The organism is Pseudobdellovibrionaceae bacterium (genome assembly GCA_020635075.1).
GTDB lineage: Bacteria > Bdellovibrionota > Bdellovibrionia > Bdellovibrionales > UBA1609 > JADZEO01.
Genome location: JACKAM010000006.1, coordinates 1 through 16160 on the forward strand (window position 1 = coordinate 1; position 16160 = coordinate 16160).

General features: G+C 47.8%; 19 protein-coding genes. 18 read left to right on the top strand and 1 reads right to left on the bottom strand.

Going from position 1 to position 16160, the window contains the following annotated elements; translation table 11 throughout:
• The first annotated feature begins 301 nt into the window (after positions 1-301).
• Genes H6624_20190 through H6624_20205 form a run of 4 tightly spaced genes read left to right on the top strand, consistent with a single transcriptional unit; the run spans position 302 to position 4974 of the window.
• Complete coding sequence (locus H6624_20190) at positions 302-1048, top strand: polyprenol monophosphomannose synthase (protein MCB9086673.1); 747 nt, start codon at positions 302-304, stop codon at positions 1046-1048.
• Positions 1020-2282 carry a DegT/DnrJ/EryC1/StrS family aminotransferase gene (locus tag H6624_20195; GenBank protein ID MCB9086674.1) on the top strand — a complete coding sequence of 421 codons (1263 nt, stop codon included), beginning with the start codon at positions 1020-1022 and terminating at the stop codon, positions 2280-2282. Before H6624_20190 ends, H6624_20195 begins: the two co-directional genes overlap by 29 nt.
• Positions 2283-2302: 20 nt before the next feature.
• On the top strand, positions 2303-3763 hold the full coding sequence (locus H6624_20200) for a glycosyltransferase family 39 protein (protein ID MCB9086675.1): 1461 nt from the start codon (positions 2303-2305) through the stop codon (positions 3761-3763).
• Complete coding sequence (locus tag H6624_20205; protein MCB9086676.1) at positions 3760-4974, top strand: hypothetical protein; 1215 nt, start codon at positions 3760-3762, stop codon at positions 4972-4974. The genes H6624_20200 and H6624_20205 overlap by 4 nt, the downstream gene beginning before the upstream one ends.
• A 9-nt stretch (positions 4975-4983) precedes the next feature.
• On the opposite strand, the gene H6624_20210 is transcribed toward H6624_20205, so the two are convergent.
• Positions 4984-6372: an exopolysaccharide biosynthesis polyprenyl glycosylphosphotransferase gene (locus H6624_20210; protein MCB9086677.1), complete on the bottom strand. Its 1389-nt coding sequence runs from the start codon at positions 6370-6372 to the stop codon at positions 4984-4986.
• A 416-nt stretch (positions 6373-6788) separates the two neighbouring features.
• Between H6624_20210 and H6624_20215 the strand changes: the two genes are divergently transcribed.
• From H6624_20215 to H6624_20280, 14 genes are all read left to right on the top strand, one after another.
• Positions 6789-7073: a type II toxin-antitoxin system RelE/ParE family toxin gene (locus tag H6624_20215; protein ID MCB9086678.1), complete on the top strand. Its 285-nt coding sequence runs from the start codon at positions 6789-6791 to the stop codon at positions 7071-7073.
• Positions 7063-7371, top strand: coding sequence for a helix-turn-helix transcriptional regulator (locus H6624_20220; protein MCB9086679.1), 309 nt, complete (start codon positions 7063-7065; stop codon positions 7369-7371). The genes H6624_20215 and H6624_20220 overlap by 11 nt, the downstream gene beginning before the upstream one ends.
• 908 nt (positions 7372-8279) lie before the next feature.
• The gene (locus H6624_20225) at positions 8280-8582 is read left to right on the top strand and encodes a helix-turn-helix transcriptional regulator (protein ID MCB9086680.1); all 303 of its coding nucleotides are present in this window, start codon (positions 8280-8282) and stop codon (positions 8580-8582) included.
• A gap of 157 nt (positions 8583-8739) precedes the next feature.
• Entirely contained in the window at positions 8740-9048 is a 309-nt protein-coding gene (locus H6624_20230; GenBank protein MCB9086681.1) for a hypothetical protein, read from the top strand.
• Positions 9041-9358 carry an XRE family transcriptional regulator gene (locus H6624_20235; protein ID MCB9086682.1) on the top strand — a complete coding sequence of 106 codons (318 nt, stop codon included), beginning with the start codon at positions 9041-9043 and terminating at the stop codon, positions 9356-9358. Before H6624_20230 ends, H6624_20235 begins: the two co-directional genes overlap by 8 nt.
• Positions 9359-9405: 47 nt before the next feature.
• Positions 9406-9933 (top strand): hypothetical protein, encoded by a 528-nt coding sequence (locus H6624_20240; protein MCB9086683.1) that lies wholly within the window; start codon positions 9406-9408, stop codon positions 9931-9933.
• A gap of 112 nt (positions 9934-10045) precedes the next feature.
• Positions 10046-10459 carry a hypothetical protein gene (locus tag H6624_20245; protein MCB9086684.1) on the top strand — a complete coding sequence of 138 codons (414 nt, stop codon included), beginning with the start codon at positions 10046-10048 and terminating at the stop codon, positions 10457-10459.
• Positions 10460-10903: 444 nt separating this feature from the next.
• Positions 10904-11095 carry a hypothetical protein gene (locus H6624_20250; protein ID MCB9086685.1) on the top strand — a complete coding sequence of 64 codons (192 nt, stop codon included), beginning with the start codon at positions 10904-10906 and terminating at the stop codon, positions 11093-11095.
• Positions 11095-11883 (top strand): hypothetical protein, encoded by a 789-nt coding sequence (locus H6624_20255; GenBank protein MCB9086686.1) that lies wholly within the window; start codon positions 11095-11097, stop codon positions 11881-11883. Before H6624_20250 ends, H6624_20255 begins: the two co-directional genes overlap by 1 nt.
• Positions 11884-12166: 283 nt before the next feature.
• On the top strand, positions 12167-12511 hold the full coding sequence (locus tag H6624_20260; GenBank protein ID MCB9086687.1) for a type II toxin-antitoxin system RelE/ParE family toxin: 345 nt from the start codon (positions 12167-12169) through the stop codon (positions 12509-12511).
• Entirely contained in the window at positions 12498-12833 is a 336-nt protein-coding gene (locus H6624_20265) for an XRE family transcriptional regulator (protein ID MCB9086688.1), read from the top strand. Before H6624_20260 ends, H6624_20265 begins: the two co-directional genes overlap by 14 nt.
• 608 nt (positions 12834-13441) lie before the next feature.
• Positions 13442-13750, top strand: coding sequence for a helix-turn-helix transcriptional regulator (locus H6624_20270; GenBank protein ID MCB9086689.1), 309 nt, complete (start codon positions 13442-13444; stop codon positions 13748-13750).
• Positions 13751-14066: 316 nt separating this feature from the next.
• Positions 14067-14657 carry a type II toxin-antitoxin system RelE/ParE family toxin gene (locus tag H6624_20275; GenBank protein MCB9086690.1) on the top strand — a complete coding sequence of 197 codons (591 nt, stop codon included), beginning with the start codon at positions 14067-14069 and terminating at the stop codon, positions 14655-14657.
• Positions 14658-14722: 65 nt separating this feature from the next.
• Positions 14723-16132, top strand: coding sequence for a DUF2384 domain-containing protein (locus H6624_20280; protein MCB9086691.1), 1410 nt, complete (start codon positions 14723-14725; stop codon positions 16130-16132).
• Positions 16133-16160 lie beyond the last annotated feature (28 nt).

The following is a 16160-nucleotide window of genomic DNA, read 5'->3' on the forward strand; positions in this document are numbered from 1 at the left end:
CCAACAAAAGCTCTGCCAAGTACGAGCCATCCTGCCCAGTAATACCCGTAACCAATGCTCTTTTCACAGTAGATCCCCTTCTCGTGGGAGTAATATTGACGTAAGACCCCAAATCATCTCGTTTTTTGATAAAAATCAACTATGAAATTCCCAAACCTCCTAGCCACAAAGAGGAGACCAGAATGTAAGTGGGTTGCGCGCTGCATAATCATAACCTAATTTTACTTTATTGATGCCCTGACATGGGCTACCCAACTATATCTTAAGCCCCTAAAGACAGAGCTGTTTTGGAGATGCGATTTTGATTGCAGTGGTTATCCCCAGCTACAATGAAGGCGAAGTCATTGCCTCGCTCATTCTCAAGATTTCAGAGGTGTTAAGCCCTCCTCACTTGATTATCGTTGTCGATGACAGTCCCAATGATCTGACTCAAAAAGCCATTGAATCCACGGGTAAAAGCAACCTTGTCTCTATTCATCGAAAGACCAAGGGCGGCAGAGGGTCGGCAGTCATTGAGGGGATCAAGATCGCCGTTAGCCGGGACTGCAGCCAGATTGTGGAAATGGACGCTGACTTTTCCCATCCGCCTGAAGAACTCAATAGTATTCTTTCCGAGGCTAAGACCAGAGGCTTGGATCTGCTCATTGGGAGCCGATATTTGCCAGAAAGCAAGATTTTGAATTGGCCCTTGTCCCGACGGATATTTTCACGGTGTGCCAACTGGCTGGCCCGGAGTGTTTTGAGAATTCCCATTCATGATTACACGAATGGATATCGGTGCTACTCTCGCCCCGCCGCAGAACAGATTGTAGCTACCTGTGGCAAGCTCGGTAAGGGCTTCATTGCTTTAAGCGAAATTTTGGTTAATTTGTACTACAGAGGTCTGACCGTGGGCGAGCGCCCAACGGTTTTTGTGAATCGGGTCCGTGGTGAGAGTTCCGTTAACCTCAATGAGATTACTGGGGCCTTAATGGGGCTCTTTAGAATCTACGGACTAAAACGTGAATTGCAGGCAAAGAATGTCAAAGTGGCAAACATCAATAATTGAAGAATTTAAGTCTCGGGCGGAGAATCCTAGGACCGGTGGTTCAGAATTCCCATTGATGGAAGACTGCTTCGATCAAGATGAAGTCCTGGCGGCCATTGATGTCTTGTTGTCCGGACAGCTGACCATGTCTTCGAATGTGACTGAGTTTGAGCAGCAATTTGCGGAAATGGTGGGAGTCCCCTTTGCTGTCATGGTGAACTCGGGGTCTTCGGCTAACCTTTTGGCGGTGGCAGCGGCGATTAACCCTTTGAGAAAACAAAGATTACTGCCTGGGGACGAAGTCCTTCTTCCCGCAGTGTGTTGGTCGACAAGCCTTTGGCCACTGGTGCAATTGGGGCTCAAACCGGTTTTTGTCGACGTGAATCCTCAGACACTCAACATGGATATGGACGATGCCAAAAAGAAGCTGACGAAAAAAACCAAAGGGCTGCTCACCGTCCATATTCTTGGCAACTCACCTGAAATGGCAAAGGTGAAGTCCTTTGTCAGTGACCACGGCCTTACTCATCTCGAAGACACATGTGAGTCTTTTGGTTCCCAGTTTAGCAACAAGTACCTAGGAACCTTTGGCGACTTTGGCAGCTACTCTTTCTATTATTCACATCACTTGACCACCGGCGAAGGTGGCATGGTGGTGTGTCAAAATCAGGAAGATGCTGATTTACTTAAGTGCCTTAGAGCCCATGGTTGGACAAGAAACCTGTCAAACAGGCAGGCACTTGAAAAAGAATACTCCGATATCGACTCAAGGTTTCTGTTCGTCAACTCCGGATTTAACCTTCGCCCCACAGAAATTCAGGCCGCCATCGGTAAAGTTCAGCTCAAGCGAATCAACCAGATGAATGGCAATCGGGTAAAGAATTACGAAGGCCTTAGACTAGCCCTGGAGAGTCACCCGTCCTGGAATGGGCAGCTGGAAATGATCTTGCCCTCCCCAGGAACCAGTCCCGTGTGGTTTGGTTTTTGTGCCCTATTAAATGAAAAACTCGCGGCTCAAAAAGAATCCTATTTAAAATCTTTAAGCGCACTAGGTGTCGAAAATCGCCCCATCGTCAGTGGCAACTTTGTACGCCAACCCGCACTTAAACTCTACGGCCTGGACCAGGACCCTCGCAATTTTCCCGGTGCAGAAAATGTTGATCGACGAGGCTTTTTTATAGGTCTTCACACAACAGAGATGAAGAAAGATCGCCTGGATCGGTTGGCTGACCTGCTGCTGAAGCCTCTTCTCTAGTCTGAATTGATGAGGGCCTGATGAGAACGCTAAAGATTTCACTCATCAGTCTCGCTGCCTTAGCCTGGGCGACCTTAATCACTTATTTTTTTCTTCGCTACCCATGGCCTTGGCCTGATGAATCCCTCTATGCCGATATTGCCCGCCACTTTAGAAATACCGGGGAAATGGGTATCCCCATGTTTAAGGGCTATTTTACTGAAATTGAATCCCACCAGCATTTTTACCCGCCTCTGTATTTTATGACCTTGGGAGCGCTGTTTTTCATTTTTCCCTATAGTTTGATCACACTGCGTTTTTTTTCTCTGTTTTGCCTGCTGAGCGCAACTGTTTGGTCCTTTGCTCGACTCAGTAAAAAGACCCTTGGCCCAATGGCCGTCAGCGGTGGAGTTCTGGTCTTGATGACAGACCCCGTATTTATTCGCGGACTGTTAGTTGGCCGCATGGACAGCCTGGGAGTCTTTTTAACCCTTGGCTCCCTCTTGCTACTTCACTCTGGAGAGTGTCACCCTCACCGTGCAAAGAGGAGGTATTTCCTTTTTGGGTCGGGCCTCATCGGAGGTCTGGCGTTTTTAACTCACCCCATGGCCTGGGCTGCACCTGCAACCCTTGGACTATATACCTTGGTGCAACTGATCCGCAAAAAACTAAAGCCCATTGAGGTTGGCCTGATTGCCCTTGGAGGCATTGGGATTTCCTTACCCTATTTAGTTTGGCTTTATGGCGAGTGGGGATTTTTTGCTGAGCAATTCTCCGCCCAGATGGCGCGCAAACACCTGGTGTCACCTAAAGGCATACGTGAAGCCCTAAAGTCATTTGAGGGCTTATTTGCTCAATATGAAGCCGTAAAAGCCATAGGGATGCTCTCCTACATCCTGGGCTTCGTGGGATTGGTGATTTACACTTGGAAAGACCAAAGGGGACTTAAATTCCTCATTGTACACCTCCTATTTACCTACTTGGCCACGTTTAGCCGAGAAATGTGGTACCCCGTTTATTGGATGGTGACCTCGGCCATCGGGGTGGCGATTTTGCTTCACACGGCAAATCGACGAGTTGCCTGGACCCTCGCGTCCCTAGTTGTTGTTGGTCATCTCTATGGAGTATTTGTTAAGGCCAGGCAATTAAGACCCTATAACTACCAGACCTACTGTGAAGTCCTCAAACAAAAGATCCCACCAGGAGCCAAAGTCTTTTTGACATCAGTGCCCGATGCTTATTTTTGCCTCGATGAAAGCTTTAGAGAGGGAATAAGGCAGTTCATTCCTGGAGGCATTCCTGTACCTAAAGACAGTGCTGTTGCGATTTTTGATACACATGATGTCTTTATTGCCGGCTCCTTTTTTGTTGGTGAGCACCTTGAGGAATACATCAAAGGGTCCAAAGATCATTTTGAAATTGATAGTGGAGTAGCTGGAGGTTTTCCTTATACTCTCTATTTAAGAAAGACCGCCCCCGCCAATTCCCTGAGGGACCAATGAATTCAACAACCACCCGGACTCGGTTCTTTCCTGGTCTTTCTCTTAAGAGTCTCTCTGGAATAGTTCGCATCTGGTCCCTGTGGATTGCTTTTCTCGCTTTGTTTTCGGCAATGCTTTTTTGGCAAAATGAAAATTTTAACGGTTCTCTGGTTGAAAAGTGGAATGATCATGTGTCCAACGTTCTGTCCACGGAGCTTTTTCTCACCCAAGGGACAGCCATTTACTCCGAACCCACCGGAGTCGTTTGGGACCGAGTACATGGTGAGGTTGGGATTAAGCCTGAGTTGCGGGATCAAATCGTTAGTCCGCAACTCCCCAGACACTACCCACCAGGTCTCTGGGCGGCTCTCACACCCATTTCCATTGCGCTCAATCGAAACCTGATTGATCTGCCTCAGGCGGCAAGGCTTGCGATTGGCTTGTATCTTCTTGCTGCACTCTTGGCGGCCGGGCTTTTGGCTCACTTACTTGCCTCTTTGCTACGAGATCATAACAAACGGACATTCAAGCTCCTCACCACTGTGGTCCTCATGCTGGCTTCAATGGAGCTGGTCCGTTGGGCTCTCAACGGAATGTACGATCCTATTGCCATCTTAGGGCTTCTTTGTTTTGTTTGGGCATTGAAGACTAAAAACTATCCCATTGCCTATTTGGCATTTGGTGTGTCTTTGTTTTTTCATTTTCGCGCCTTGTGGTTGGCGCCAGCCGGGGCCTGGGCCCTTTGGAAGTTTTGGCGACAATATCGGGAACAATTGATTTCTTTTTTCTTCTCTCGCTATTTTATAGTCGGCACGGGCTGTAGCTTGTTGTCTGTGTATGCTTTTTGGCTTGCGGCACCCGGTTTAAAGGATGTGCCCATCAATAACTACTTCTTTTTGGGTGCTTTAGATTCAGTCAACTGGGGGAGACTGACGGTGTTTATCCTGGCCATTGCCGGATTTACCTATTGGGCCATTCGCTTCCGAGGGTGGCTGACCTTAAGCTGTTTTTGTTGGGCTATACTGATGTGGCTGGTAACACCACTCATCCAACAGTGGTATGTGTTGTTTTTGATTCCTTTGGCCGTTCTGCCTGTATTAGAGCGAAAGGAAAATCGAATCCCACTGCTTTATGGCGTATCAATTATGGTATTGGTAACGGCCATTCTCCTCATGCGAAACTCGCCTTTTGAATTTCGCTTTTTTCAAGAATCCCTCGCCCTGCTGTTCTGATAGCTTGGTTCAGCGGCCCTTACCAAACAACACCACGGTGGCGGTCTTGAGGAGGACTAGCCAGTCGAGAATCAGTGAGTAGCTTTTGATGTAATAGAGCTCAAATTGGAGTTTTTCTTTGGCGTCTTCGATGGTGGCGCCGTAGGGGTACATGACCTGGGCCCAACCGGTAAGGCCGGGGCGGACGAGGTGGCGGAAGTTGTAGAAGGGGATTTTTTCGCCCAGTTCTTTGATAAACTCAGGTCTCTCGGGCCTTGGGCCGATAAAACTCATGTCGCCGCGAAAGATGTTCCAGATCTGGGGAAGCTCATCAATGCGAGTGGCCCGCATGAACTTACCCCAGACAGTCACCCGGGCATCGCCCTCTTTGGACCACTGGGCTCCATGCTTTTCGGCGTCTTGCTTCATGGACCTAAATTTGTAAATGATGAAGTCTTCGCCGTTAAGGCCCCGGCGTTTTTGGGTGTAAATGATCGGCCAGCCGCTGGTGATTAACACTAAAATTGCGGCCAGGAGCATGATCGGAAATCCTAAAATCATAATCAAACCGGCACAAAAAATATCCCCCACCCGCTTAATTCGAAGGCCTATGGGGTTATGCAAAAGATGAAATCCCTGGCTCAGAGCAAACCACCCACCTTGAAGGTAAAACACCGGGACTTTGCGCCAAACGGCCTCATAAAAATCAGACAGATCGTAAACACGAGTGCCCTGAAAGCGGATCTCCATTAACTGATCGACCAAATGCTCGGGGATTTGCTGGCCCGTAGCCACCACAATACCGCGCCATTGTTCTTTGAGTTTTGCGGGCACATCCTCCCAGCTCCCCTGAACATACTTTTCAAAGTCACCAAAATCCCCGGCATCTGGGTCGTAACGTTTTTGGGTCAGACAAACCAGCTGAACATCGTGAGGGGATTTTTCGTAGTCCTTTAAAAACTGCACCAGGTAGTCGCGAGTACCAATCACCAACCAGCGGGACTTTTGCTCAAGCCCCTTGACCCGAGTATGGAGAACGACCCGCCAAATGGCCGACCAAATGGCAAAAAACAAGTAAGCACCAATTAAAACTCCTCGACCGGTCAATCCACCAAAGCCCTTAAGACCAACCAGATAGGCCCCTAAAATCACCATCGAGGCCGACAATAAAAGGGCTAAGGCCAAACGCAAAAGGTCGCGAAAAAAATGAAGCCGGTCTTGAAGTTTGTAAACGTCAAAGACGTACATCATGACCAGGGTAAACCCCAGCACAGGAGCAAGCTTAAGCCACAGATCCGGCGCCACCCAGTCGCCCAAGCGCAGGTAATAGGCCAACTGAAAGGCAGCATAAAAGCCAAGGCAGTCTAAGAAGAGAAGAACCAGTTTATAAAAGGGTGCCGGCGAGAATCTGTTCGACATGATTGTCCTTTTTTACCCCGGAAGAAGAGCTGAAGCCAACTTTCCCCTCCTCGGACGCGGCGCATGTAGAGGGGCGCTAAATCGGATCAAGGTGCCGGAACCCTGGCAGCATCTAGGGTGAAGAATCGGCGTAGGTTCGGCGTGGATCCGCAGTTCGGGCGCCCCTGTTGCCTTCGGTGCCTCTGAGCTTCGGGCGGCCTGGTCTAAATTTGGCTACATCTCCACATACACGTTCGCTGCAGAAGCCCGGCAAAAGGGGGAGGGTCCTCGCTGGCGTGGCTAGCAGAAAACCCATTTCGTTCTGTTATTGCCGGCAGGCTCTCACTCCGAGCCTGTCGGCAATTTTAATCTGGAGAATCGATGCGCAAAGACCCACCTATTGACAGGTACGGTAAATTACCGTATTATGGTCGGCAATGAAGCCGATTAGAATTGTCCCTTCTGATCGATTTCATAGGCAACTCAGGCGACTCCCTAAGCACATTGCAGGAGCTGTTGGAGCCTGGGTCGTTACGGTTCAGCGGATTGGTATTCGGGCCACAAGGCAGATTCCCGGCTACCACGACGAGCCGTTGAAAGGAAAACGACGGGGACAGCGCTCGGTCAGACTCAATCGTTCATACCGCCTGATTTACGAGCAAACCGAAGATGATGTGTTCACAATCATTCTGGTTTTGGAGGTCCACAATCATGAGTACTAAAAAAGATGTTCAACAACTGCTCGAAGAATACATTGGCCCCATCACCTTTGGAACGTTCTTGGTAGCAGCGAGAACCTCCCTCGACCTCACCCAGGTGGAGATGGCCAAGATCCTTGGCGTTTCAAAAAGCGTCGTCTGTGACATCGAAAAAGGGCGTCAACTCGTGAGTCCAAAGCTTGCCTTAAAGATTGCTCGTAAAGCCCAACTCTCTGAACCTGTCGCCGTCATGCTCTGCCTGCAGGATCAACTCAACCGAGCCAAAATCAAAATGACCGTGTCCGTAGAAAAGGCATCCTAATTAGGTTCCCGGTTCTTTTTCCGATACACGGAGCGGCAAACCTCACCGGTAACAATCCGCGGGAGTCCAATCTAAAAAATGGATGGCTGGAGCTTCATCCTAAAGAAGTTTTCCGTAGCCTTTGATTTGGGCCCAACCGCCTTCGTCCGACGATCGGGCTGTCCCGGCTCCCTGGCAGAAACCCCATTTCGTCTTGTTAATGCCGGCGGGCTCTCACTCCAAGCCTGCCGGCAATCTTGCTGCAGGGCCTCCAATTTACTCAGACCCGTTAAACACAAGTGATATCGAGAGATTATATCACTCCCAGCTTGGGATAAAATTTTTGGTGAGAAGAAAGAGGCGAAACATGACCGACGAGAAACCGAAAGCACCAAGGCCAGGAGCGGCAAAAAGGCTTCGTGAACTTTACAAAGAAAATCGTGGCCGAGCTTCCTCGGAGTTGCTCGAGATACTAAGTACACCCCAAGAAAAAACCGCTCAAGACAAGCGTTCTGCCGAACCAGGAGATGAGCATGTGGAACTCTAGAATGTCTTAAATAAGTTCGAAGAAAAACACCAATGATTGCTGTCAGTTATAAACCTTCACCCCATGCTATTATGAGTGAAAAACGGAGTAAATCAATGAGTACCAAAGACAAAAACCCCGATTGAGCAGTTCGTAGAACGGGCTGATGAAATCCGCAGGAGGCCTCTTACGGATGAGGATATCAAAAAGATTAACCAGCTCTCTATCGAAATTGAACAAGAAGAGAACCAGATTGAACCTCCTAGTGACCGAGAAATTGCGGACAAACCCCGGAGTGCAGATTTGATCGCCTTTTTGGCGAACAATTCATTGACTGATCGCCAAAAAGGCGTACAACAAAGAGGTATTGGTAAAAACCACCTTCACTAAGAGGTGAATAGGCATGACTATCGCTAAACTCATAGACGACATGGAAAAAGACGGCGATGAAATGACTTTTGCCAGCGTTATAAAGGCCTGGCGTCTATGTGAGGAAGCCTCAATTACTGACTTTGCTCGAAAACTTGGTGTCTCGCGCGGAACTTACGGCGACCTTGAGACTGGTAGAAAGATACCCAGCCCCACCCGAGTGGCCCATATTGCTGAAGCTCTGGAAATTGATGAGGAGCCGCTGATTCTATTGGCCCTAAGAGGCTATCTAAAATCCCATGGATTTGATTACAAAATCTGCTTGGAGTCCGCCTAGATCTGCATTAGGTTCCCGGTTCTTTTTCCGATACACGGAGTCCCTTAAATTTGACCTCAGATCAACCTCGCCTGAAACCTCGAAATGAGCAACTTTGAGAGGCTCAACTAGACTACAAAAACTTGACATTTTTGTCAAGTTTTTGTAGTCTGCAATCATGGCTGTACGTAATGAATACCCACTTCGACTTATGATCAATCACCGCCAGATCAAACGGGTAATCATTGATCAGCACTATAAGGAAAGGCACCCCGACGTTACAGACGAAACAATTCTGGAATTGATTCAATCAATTGATGGTAATGACTTCCTGATTGAAAGCGAACGTGGCGATTTTCAATACTTCACCGCCGAGCCCGTTTTTAAAGACGATAGTCCGTATCGGTTAGTAATGATGCTTTGTATTTTCGATGATTATCTTGGAGTGATAAACGCATTCCGGGTAGACAGGAGTAAGCATGAGTAATACAAGATTTCCCTCTGATACTGAGCTAAAGGAAATGCGAGAGAAGCTATCGAAGGGGCCAGCCTCAAAACCATTACCTAAAGATGCGACTCCAGTTGATAAAATAAAGTTTCAAATCTGCAAAGAGTTTGTGATTTACAAGAATGCTCATACGATCACACAAAAAGCTCTTGCTGAGAAAATTGGGACTGATGAGGCCCTGATAAGTAAGATTCTCCACTATCAAATAGAAGAGTTCACGATTGATAGACTGATTAAGTTTTTATCTACACTTTACCCTGATGCAAAAGTCAAAATTGAGGTCGCATGACTAATATGGAAGACTAGTCGCTAATGCATCTAAGGATTGTCACACTATTGTTTCTCGCTATTAGTCTGGCACCTGCCCTTGCAAGGGGCAATGATCCTGTTTGCACCCAGTGGCTCCGCCAAAACAAGGTTGACCCAGGCTCGAAAGATTGCGAACTCAGCTGTGCCACACTAGCGACGGACATGGGGACTTTTACGTGCCCTGGTCAGTGCGCAGAGTTGTGCAAACCAACACCGTCCTCTGGGATTCCAAGTAAACTGATCTATTATCCGGGACTAACACCTTCAGAAAAGAGGCTGATCGAACAGTTCCCGAAAGATGCGATTACAGTTTTCGTGCAGAAAACTCGCGCCGAGTCGGCCTCGGATCGTAACTTCCCCACGCAAGAACTAAACGACGAAGGTGATGCCTTTCGCCATTTCGTCTGGGCTGGACTATTAGCAAAGGAGCTGGGCAAAACTCAGGCCCTGAAATTTCTGAATGCCCATGAGAAGATAACAGACTTCAGCCCGCAGATGAGAAGTCTATGGACGTTTCTAACAATCTGTCTGGGATTCATGCTGCTGAAAAACTAATGGCGGAAAAAAGGTTTAGTGTTAAAAATCTAGAGCAAATGGCGCTAAATTATTTGAGAGAAAAACGTCTCAAGGTGATTAATCCTGGCCTACCAATACCAAAGGAACCACTATGATAACTAGATTGTTTGCCACTTTACTTTGCGGATTTATACTTTCCTCTCTCTGTCTTGGTGATTCTTATTTGGGTTCCGAATTCTTGACCGTCAAGGATGCTCAAAAAAAATGGGGAATTTCTTCATTCGTAGGTGAAAAATTTAAGAATGCTTCTGAAAAAGAGCGCGGATCAATGGCGACAGATGCAATTAAGAGAAATGTGTATGTGGGTACCGATATGCTTGAAGTTCGAAAAGTTATGGGATCACCCAATAGTTATTTTTTCAGTGATACAATTTACGCGTATAAAATAACTGAGCCGGCCGCTAACCGGGAGTCCTGGCAGCTCATTTTTGTACCAGATGAAAAGTTAGAAAAAGTCAAAGAAGTGAAAATCCGAAAAAAGTGCTGCTATAAATCTCCGCTTTAAAAGATTCTTCGATTACAATCCGTCAAGAGTCCATTTTTTTGGGAGAACCGCCCCTGACGTCAGGCTACCCAATATTGGCTCAATAACAAAGGCCATCCGCCCGAATACGATTCTCGGACAAATCCATTTGCTGTGGAGACCACAGGCTTCAGGCTGCCTGGTCTGAATTTGGCTTTATCCCTTGAGTATCTTAGGCTGCCTAAGCCCAAAAGGGGGGACACCTCGCTGGTGGCTGGCAGAAAACCCATTTCGTCCTGTTATTGCCGGCAGGCTCTCACTCCGAGCCTGTCGGCAATTTTGCTGGATCATCGGATCACTTTTTTGGACAGCACTGAGATATCATGGAGCAAACTTGTTAAGACAGAGTACGGGAAAACACTAATGATTGCTGTCGGTTACAGACCTTAATCCAATGCTATTATGAGTGAAAACCGGAGCAAATCAATGAGTACTAAAGACAAAACCCCGATTGAGCAGTTCGTAGAACGGGCTGAGGAAATCCGCAGGAGGCCTCTAACGGATGAGGATATAAAAAAGATTAACCAGCTCTCTATCGAAATTGAACAAAAAGAGAACCAGGTTGAACCTCCTGGTAGCCGAAAGATAGCCGGTAAACCCCGGAATGCAGAGCTGTAATGGGCAGAGTCGTCCCCTTCTCCCATTTTGAGGATTACTACAGTCAGCTCACCCAGGATAACAGGGTTATCGATGGGACCATTTTAGACGCAAACGTGATCATCACCCTCAGCTATTCTCCTAAAAAGTATCACAGCCGACTCACAAAATTTTTGTCGGAGCAACTCCACCCTAAAGAGATCGCCTACTTCACGACCGTCAACACCACCTTCGAGTATCTAGAATTTCATCGTCGCTTGTTGATGACTGAGGGTTTAAGAGATGCTGTCGATGAATTCTCTGCACTTCAGCTACCTAGGAAGAAACGACAATCCGTAAGGTATCACTCTGGTCGACTAAAAAACCGAGAAAACACCCAGGGGACCGATCCAGTCTTTTATGACCGGGAGATAAAAGACATTCGCAAGGCCTTTTGCGCCTCAGGAGAAAAAGGAATTCAACTGTGGAGTTCTCTTAGCATGGCCTTCTTAAACCCAAAGCTTCAGCAAGAATTTGAAAACCTCGAAACACTTGGAATCAAATACCTTTCAATTCACAACAAGAAACAAAGACCCTTCTTTGTCGGTGCTTTAAAATGGGAAGATGCCATCAAAATCTGTACCAATTCTTGTGCCGGTATTTCGGATGCGATGATACTAAATGCCCTACAAACCACGACCTTTCCATTTGCTATCAGCCTAGACACCGATGTCATCTATGCCGTTTTGTCGAACCCTAACTTAAAAGACATTGTGGTTCCGGACGATTTGATAGCGGATGACAAAGAGCTTCGCTCATTGCTCATCTAGCTCTTTGAGTTAAGCCTCGCCGCCCTGGTCCGAATCTCGGAGTGCCCAGTTGGCCGCGGCACCTGTGGGCTCGATGCCGTTTGGCCTGAGTTTGGCTTTATCCCCTGAGCATCGTTCGCTGCCGAAGCCCTGAAGGGGAGACACCTCACTGGCGTGGCTGGCAGAAAGCCCATTTCGTCCTGTTGTTGCCGGCGGGCTCTCACTCCGGGCCTGTCGGCAATTTTGCTGGAGATTTTGACTTGCGTAAATATACAAAATATTGTATAAATGGTGGTGACTTTAGTTGAAGGTCATCTTCTGGGAAGGAGACTCAAAAGAGGTTCTATCGTCATTTCCAGAGGCGGTAAGGCGAGACTTCGGGTTTGACCTCTACGCCCTTCAACTTGGAGAAAGGCCATCTGATTGGCGGCCGATGAAATCCATTGGCAAAGGGGTCTATGAGTTGCGCCAGCAGGATAGTAGGTCTTGGTACCGAGTCATTTACCTAACTGCTGTCGCTGATAGAATCCATGTGCTTCACTGTTTTGAAAAGAGATCCGCCAAGACCGCAAAGCGGGATCTTGACCTTGCAAGACGACGCCTCAAAACCGTAAGTGCCAGAATGAGGAATTCAAATGAAGACAAATAGAAAACGGAAATCACCTGGTACCTCAAATCAACCTGGTCACATAACCAAGGGGGCCGTCTTTTCTGACCTGGGATTTTCCCCATCCGAATCGGCGGCCCTAAAAGTAAAGGCTGACTTGTACTTCGCAATTCGTAGAATCATTCACAGCAAAGGATACAAACCTCGACAGCTGGAGAAGATGTTGAATCAGCCCCAACCAAGAATCAGTGAACTGATGAACGGCAAAATCAATCAAGTCAGCGTCGAGAAACTATTGGGATACCTGGAAAGCCTGGGCGAGGTCGTCACTCTAGAGGTCTCCACCCGACCCCAGGCGAGCTGACCATCTAAACCCGATCCCCTAAGTATGTCTCCTTGGCGACGGTGGGTCACACGATTGACACTCGATCCGATCTCCGGGCAGTTCCGCACCTTGTGGAGCCTGTGGGCTCGATGCTGCCTGGTCTGAATTTGGCTCTATCCCCTGAGCATCGTTCGCTGCACAAGCTCGGCAAAGGGGGATGGTCCTCACTGGCGTGGCTGGCAGAAAACCCATTTCGTCCTGTTGTTGCCGACAGGCTCTCACTCCGAGCCTGTCGGCAATTTTAACTTGGAGAATCGATGCACAAAGAGCGACCTATTGACAAGTACTGCATTTTACAGTACAGTAATTCGATATGAAGACGGCTAGAGTTATACTCTCTAGACGGTTTCAAAAGCAGTCAGAACGGCTGCCAAAACATATTCAAATGGCCGTTTTTTACTGGATTACGTCGGTTCGAAGACTAGGAATTGCCATTGTTCGCAAAGCCCCGGGTTATCACGATGAGCCTTTGAAAGGGTCGCGATTTGGACAGAGATCGATTCGGCTCAACAGGGCCTATCGGATCATCTACCGGCACAGCCAACAGGACAACGAAGATTTGATTGAGTTACTGGAGGTCACCAAACATGAATACTGAGATTGATGCAGAGGAGTTTTTTGAAAGACTCGTGGGCCCGCTTACCTTTGCAACCTTTATGGTGGCGGCACGAACCTCGATGGATCTCACCCAGGCGCAAATGGGAAAGCTCTTTGGGGTTTCGAAAACCATGGTCTGTGACATTGAAAAAGGACGGCAGTCTGTAAGCCCCAAACTTGCCTACAAAATCGCCCGCAAAGCTCAATTGTCAGAACAATTGGCCGTCATGCTTTGCCTGCAGGATCAACTCAACCGAGCCAAAATCAAAATGACCGTGTCCGTAGAAAAAGCATCCTGAGTCCATTACCTTTGGCCGGACCAAATGGCCCGAGATTCGGAAACCAATACGATCAAAACCTAAATCTCGGAGGCACTCCCTGTGCCCGGTTTTTGCTGAGAGCTTGTGCATAGTGAGGTCCTCCGGAGTCTCAATCAAAAATGGGGCACAATTCTCAATCGAGACCAGGACCAAAACAACACAAACACTCTAGGGCCCCGACCGCGGGATCTGGCATAACCCTGCGGTCGGGGCCCATTTCTTGAAATGTCCCTCTTGATTAACCGTAACATTTATGTTACTCTTGGAGACGTGACTGAAAACGGTAAAACTGTTGATGCTTCCAAATGGCAAACTGCCTTACCTCGAATGGGCCTTAACCCTTCCTACAGCCTCCCGGGCAAGGATCAACTCTGTTATAGATCGAGTAGCCCTAGGCGGAGGGCGTAAGAACATAAAGCCGGTGGGAGAAGGTGTGTTTGAGATTAAGGTAAATGCCGGGCCAGGCTTGAGGATCTATTTTGCCCCCAGCGGGAAAAACGATCTTCTCATTCTCCTGGGCGGAGACAAATCCTCCCAAAAGAGTGATATCCGCCGAGCACAAAAATATTGGAGAGGTTTGATGTATCGAAACAAGGACTTTGATGAATACGTCTCCCAAGAAATGAGAGACCCCCTTTATCGGCGGGAATACCTGATATCCATGATCAGCGGAGATGATGGGGTTGAACCACTGCCCCTTTTTGATGCTCTCAAGATTGCCATTGGAAGGATGGGAGTTACTGAATTTGCCGAGCTCGTGCGTATGGAAAGATCAAGTGTTTCAAGAATTCTGTCGCAATCTACAATACCTAAAGTTGAAACCCTTGATCGATTTTTGAAGCCCTTTGGTTTAAGAGTGAAGCTCGACGTAATTGAGGTGGCCTAGCAGAGGGTGCGGACTCTCAAATCTATTGAAAACCCGGCAGGGCGTATGTTAAACGAGGGGCTGTTATGGGACGATTGAAGCTGTCAAACAAGAAGATGAAAATGGGATCAAAAGGGGACAGGTTCGCTAAAAACCGGTGGAGTAAGGTCCATAAGGAGCTTATCCCCAAAGTTCGTGCCTTTGCCGAGGGAATGTACGGTGATATTGGTCTTCAGGAGGCTTGGCAGGAGTTTCATTTATGGCAAGATCCCAGCGAATTTGATTTTGATCACCAGGAAGCCATGATTTTTGTGCCATGGTTTTTGTTTCACTGGATTCCTGAACTGGAGAAAACAAAACTCAAACACCCGTTGATGGTGCCCTTAGCTGAAGACATTCTGATGCACTTTAGCGATGAGATCTCGGACGATGAGTACACCTACTTGTCTGCCTGCTGCGAGGCTCCCCTAAGTTTTTACCAAATTAACCAGGTCGACCCTGGAATTGGCCTTAAGTTAAAAGACCTACTTAGAGACAAGGAGTTTTACGTCCTTGAATATTCAGCGGCACAGACCGTCAAGCCAGGCATGATTCTCTTTGCCCAAGTGATTGAGGTTGAGGGGCACTGCTTTTTAGAGGGCATTTGCCCTTATCCTTTCGATGCAAGCGAATCCGTAGAGGTGGTTTTTCTGAAGCACTACATTCAAAAGCAATTCAGAAAAATCACCGCTGAGACCTTGTTTGAGTACGACATGGAGATCAGAGATCTTTACTGGCGACTTCTTTCAAGGCTTCTAGCGCCAGTTGGAAAGCGGCTCGGCAATACCGATGGCCATTTAATGGTGCCCCACATTCTCACCTATTGGATCAGAAGACCTCTGGAAACCTTTAATGGACTCAAGAGCCTTGCCCACGGACTTTCGGAAGAAGAGCTCTTGGCTGATGCCGAGATCGACGATGATGGCGAAATCCATTCCGCCAACCTGCCTTGGTACAAAAAACCAACTAAAAAGAACCCTGATTTGATGAAGATACTTTTGGCTCGAATCCAGATTGAGAACAACCAAATGGTGGTGGAACTCAATTCACGTGAGCGTGTCCGCGCCTTTAAGCGCCAACTTAAAAAGCTCCTCCCCGATGACAGTTATCGCCTGATAGATACTAGGATTGAAACTGTCGAAGAGCATTTTGATCGGAGAGATCTCCAAGAGTCTTCTGAGCCGGAAAGTGATGTGGATACGAACGTTGATTTAGCAAATGATCCGGAAATCAAAGAGACAATGCGCAAGCACTTCGAAGCCCATTACATGAAGTGGATCACCGATAAAATACCCGCCCTCAACAACGCTCGTCCCATCGATCTGGTACGCACAAAAAAAGGCCGAGAGTTGGTCGAATCTATGATCAGCTCATTTGAGTTCAGACTGATGCAAAGGCCCATCCCAAATTGCAGCCCGGAGATATTCAAAAAAATGCGCGAGCGACTGGGGCTTTAATATTCAATTGCCCCGCCCTATTGACCAG

Bases quoted from the DNA above. Each gene is read 5' to 3' on its own strand.
- H6624_20195 (MCB9086674.1), top strand. From the start codon at position 1,020: ATGTCAAAGTGGCAAACATCAATAATTGAAGAATTTAAGTCTCGGGCG.
- H6624_20200 (MCB9086675.1), top strand. From the start codon at position 2,303: ATGAGAACGCTAAAGATTTCACTCATCAGTCTCGCTGCCTTAGCCTGG.
- H6624_20205 (MCB9086676.1), top strand. From the start codon at position 3,760: ATGAATTCAACAACCACCCGGACTCGGTTCTTTCCTGGTCTTTCTCTT.
- H6624_20210 (MCB9086677.1), bottom strand. From the start codon at position 6,372: ATGTCGAACAGATTCTCGCCGGCACCCTTTTATAAACTGGTTCTTCTC.
- H6624_20215 (MCB9086678.1), top strand. From the start codon at position 6,789: ATGAAGCCGATTAGAATTGTCCCTTCTGATCGATTTCATAGGCAACTC.
- H6624_20220 (MCB9086679.1), top strand. From the start codon at position 7,063: ATGAGTACTAAAAAAGATGTTCAACAACTGCTCGAAGAATACATTGGC.
- H6624_20225 (MCB9086680.1), top strand. From the start codon at position 8,280: ATGACTATCGCTAAACTCATAGACGACATGGAAAAAGACGGCGATGAA.
- H6624_20230 (MCB9086681.1), top strand. From the start codon at position 8,740: ATGGCTGTACGTAATGAATACCCACTTCGACTTATGATCAATCACCGC.
- H6624_20235 (MCB9086682.1), top strand. From the start codon at position 9,041: ATGAGTAATACAAGATTTCCCTCTGATACTGAGCTAAAGGAAATGCGA.
- H6624_20245 (MCB9086684.1), top strand. From the start codon at position 10,046: ATGATAACTAGATTGTTTGCCACTTTACTTTGCGGATTTATACTTTCC.
- H6624_20250 (MCB9086685.1), top strand. From the start codon at position 10,904: ATGAGTACTAAAGACAAAACCCCGATTGAGCAGTTCGTAGAACGGGCT.
- H6624_20255 (MCB9086686.1), top strand. From the start codon at position 11,095: ATGGGCAGAGTCGTCCCCTTCTCCCATTTTGAGGATTACTACAGTCAG.
- H6624_20265 (MCB9086688.1), top strand. From the start codon at position 12,498: ATGAAGACAAATAGAAAACGGAAATCACCTGGTACCTCAAATCAACCT.
- H6624_20270 (MCB9086689.1), top strand. From the start codon at position 13,442: ATGAATACTGAGATTGATGCAGAGGAGTTTTTTGAAAGACTCGTGGGC.
- H6624_20275 (MCB9086690.1), top strand. From the start codon at position 14,067: ATGCTTCCAAATGGCAAACTGCCTTACCTCGAATGGGCCTTAACCCTT.
- H6624_20280 (MCB9086691.1), top strand. From the start codon at position 14,723: ATGGGACGATTGAAGCTGTCAAACAAGAAGATGAAAATGGGATCAAAA.